Annotated in this window: 3 protein-coding genes; all 3 read left to right on the top strand. The window is 58.6% G+C overall.

The window, feature by feature from the left end; translation table 11 throughout:
* On the top strand, nt 1–333 hold a 333-nt coding region (locus PK789_RS11535), incomplete at its 5' end, for a glycosyltransferase (protein WP_324308961.1).
* Nucleotides 334–338: 5 nt separating this feature from the next.
* Nucleotides 339–1,340: a glycosyltransferase family 4 protein gene (locus PK789_RS11530; RefSeq protein WP_324308959.1), complete on the top strand. Its 1,002-nt coding sequence runs from the start codon at nt 339–341 to the stop codon at nt 1,338–1,340.
* A gap of 40 nt (nt 1,341–1,380) precedes the next feature.
* Nucleotides 1,381–3,120, top strand: a 1,740-nt coding sequence (asnB, locus tag PK789_RS11525; RefSeq protein WP_324308957.1) for an asparagine synthase (glutamine-hydrolyzing), incomplete at its 3' end; no start/stop codon positions are given.

Raw genomic sequence — 3,120 nt, 5'->3', positions numbered from 1 at the left:
TACGGCCTAATCGCAACCGAAGCTGCCGCCGCAGGGTTGGCGCTGGTTGTGGCTGACGGCATTGGGTGTGTTGGTGATACTGTATTGGCGCGACCGGGGGTGAATGCGTTGATTTACCCGCCTGGTGACGTGGATGCGCTGGCTGGTGCGATGCTGCAATTGCTTGTCAATGATAAACTTCGGCTGGATATGCAGCAGGCAAGCCGATCCATTGCGGCCGAACATGATATCCCTGTAGCTGCTGCCATTATGGAAAGTGTAGTGAACAAAGTTTGCGCCAGGGGCGGGGGTGAAATTATGACTGCCCGTGTCGATGTTGCGCCTGAAGCATAGTAGTCATGCAAATTTGCATTACCTATTTTCTTCGGCAGCCGCGTTTCGGGATTTTCAGTATCGAACGCTTGTATGAAGATGTACGCGCTGCATTGCCAGCCGACTGCGAGGCAACGACGTGGACATGTCGGTATCCAAGCACGGGGTTATGGCCGCGTCTTCGCGATGCATGGGCGGCGCGCAAGGTGCAGGGCGATGTCAATCACGTAACGGGCGATACGCATTACCTGACATATTTTTTAAATAAGCGCAGCACCGTACTTACCGTGCATGACTTAGTGTCATTGGGCCGTTTGCGTGGCATCAAGCGTTGGCTGTTTTGGCTGCTATGGTATTGGTTGCCAATTCGACGTAGCCAAGCTGTGGTTACCATCTCGGAGGCAACCCGTGCGGAGTTGTTGGCTAGCGTGAGATGTGCCCCGGAAAAGGTATCTGTGATTCATAACCCGGTGTCGGACGAGTTTCAGTTCTCTGCTGCAAACGTGATATCGGCTACGCCAAGAATTTTGCACATTGGTGTTACACCCAACAAGAATCTGGAGCGGGTGGCGCAGGCATTGCAAGGGATTGCCTGCACTCTCGTGGTGATTGGGCCGTTGTCACCATCGCAAAAGGCAATCCTGTCCGCGCATGGCGTCGCTTGCGAGAACCACTTCAACCTGTCGCGTGCTGAGCTGCTGACTCAATACCAGCGTGCGGATATGCTGCTATTTGCTTCCACTTACGAAGGCTTTGGCTTGCCGATCATTGAGGCGCAGGCGGTGGGCCGGCCCGTGATCACGAGTGATTTGTGTTCGATGCCCGAAGCCGCCGGCGGTGCGGCTTGCTTGGTGGATCCGTATGATGTGGCGGCGATTCGCCAAGCGGTATTGCGAGTGATGGATGATCAAGAATATCGCGATGATTTAATCGCACGCGGCCTGGTCAATGTCGAACGCTTTCGCGCGAGCAAGGTTGCTGCCCAATATGCCCAGCTATACCGTACCGTTGCTGCCGGCGGCGGCTGACATTTTCAACGATTGAGACCGATACATTATGTGTGGCTTTGTGGCTGCGTTCACTGATCTGCCAATCCCAGACGTCGCCCTGCACGGGGCGCTTTCGCAACTGCGCGCGCGTGGGCCGGACGGTGAAGGGGTATGGCGCGAGAATGGGGTTACGCTCGGCCACCGGCGTCTTGCCATTCTGGATTTGGACCCACGCGCGGCGCAGCCGATGCATTCGGCCTGCGGTCGCTACGTGATCGCCTTCAATGGCGAAATTTACAATTTCCGCGCCTTGCGGGACGAGCTTTTGGCCGCAGGCGGCAGTTTTCGCACCCAAAGTGACACCGAAGTTTTGCTGGAATTGTTTGCGCGTGAAGGCGTCGCGATGTTGCCCAAATTGCATGGCATGTTCGCCTTCGTCATCTGGGATCGGCACACGCAGCGTGGTTTTGCGGCGCGTGATCCGTATGGCATCAAGCCGTTGTATGTGGCGAAGGTCGAAGGCGGGGTGCTGCTGGCATCGCAGGTCAAGGCCTTGATGGCGACGGGTCTGGTGGCAAATGCAGCGGATGTTGAAGGGCAGGCCGGATTTTGGTTACTGGGCAGCGTGCCGGAGCCACAAACGTGGTATCGCGATATTCGCGCAATCCCGGCTGGGCATTACGCGTGGATTGAACACAACGCGATCTCAGCAACTACCTGCTGGCAGGATATCGGCGCGGCGTGGCGCAACACATCGCCGCAACCGTTGCCGGATGACGCCGTGCAGGCGCGGGTGCGCGCTGCGCTGCGTGAATCGGTGGCGCGGCATCTGGTGGCCGACGTGCCGGTGGGCGTGTTTTTGTCTGGCGGTATCGACTCGGGCGCACTGGCCGGGTTGATGGTGGAAGCGGGCGCGCGCGACTTGCAAGGCATCACCATTGCCTATGACGAATTTGCCGGCAGCCATGAAGATGAAGCCCCGGTCGCCGCCGCGATTGCCGCGCATTACGGCATCCAGCACCATGTGCGGCGGGTGGGGCGGGACGAATTTTTAGCCGACCTGCCGCGCATACGTGCAGCGATGGATCAGCCCAGCATCGACGGCATCAACACTTGGTACGCCAGCAAGGCCGTGGCCGAGTTAGGCTTGAAGGTGGTGGTGTCGGGTGTGGGTGGCGACGAGCTGTTTCAGGGCTACCAGAGCTTCCACCAGTTGCCGCGTTTAGTGCGGCGTTGGCGCGGCCTGTCTGCCCTACCGGGAATACGCTGGTTGGGCAGCAAAGCGGGCCAATGGCAGGCGCAGCGCAGCGGCAATGCGCGCTGGCGGCATGCTGCCAATTGGATGCAAACCATCGAAGGCGCATGGTGGTTGCGTCGCGGCCTGTTTGCACCCGATGACGTGTCCGAATTAACCGCAGGCATGGCTGATGGTGCGAAGTTTGATCCAGCCCAATCGGTGCATGCCATGACTGGTACGCTGCCCCGCGACCCACGTTTGGCGCTGGGGCAAATTGAATCAATGACGTATATGCGCAACCAATTATTGCGCGATTCCGACTGGGCCAGCATGGATCACAGCGTCGAACTGCGCACACCGCTGGTGGATGCGTATCTGTTGCAGCAATTGCAACCCCTTTTAGGTAACTTCTCCCGTTTCCCCAACAAGCGTTTATTGGCGAATGCCCCCGCCAAGCCACTGCCGGAAAGTATCATTCAGCGCAAGAAAACCGGGTTTGGCATTCCGGTGGCGCGATGGTTGGCGGATGCGGGGATTGCGGCCAATGATGGCAGCCGGGGGTGGGCGGTGGAAGTGGCGCGG

This window comes from Thermomonas sp. (genome assembly GCF_035369645.1).
Taxonomy (GTDB): domain Bacteria; phylum Pseudomonadota; class Gammaproteobacteria; order Xanthomonadales; family Xanthomonadaceae; genus Thermomonas.
This window is presented reverse-complemented; position numbering and strand designations above follow the sequence as displayed.

Bases quoted from the DNA above. Each gene is read 5' to 3' on its own strand.
- PK789_RS11530 (WP_324308959.1), top strand. From the start codon at position 339: ATGCAAATTTGCATTACCTATTTTCTTCGGCAGCCGCGTTTCGGGATT.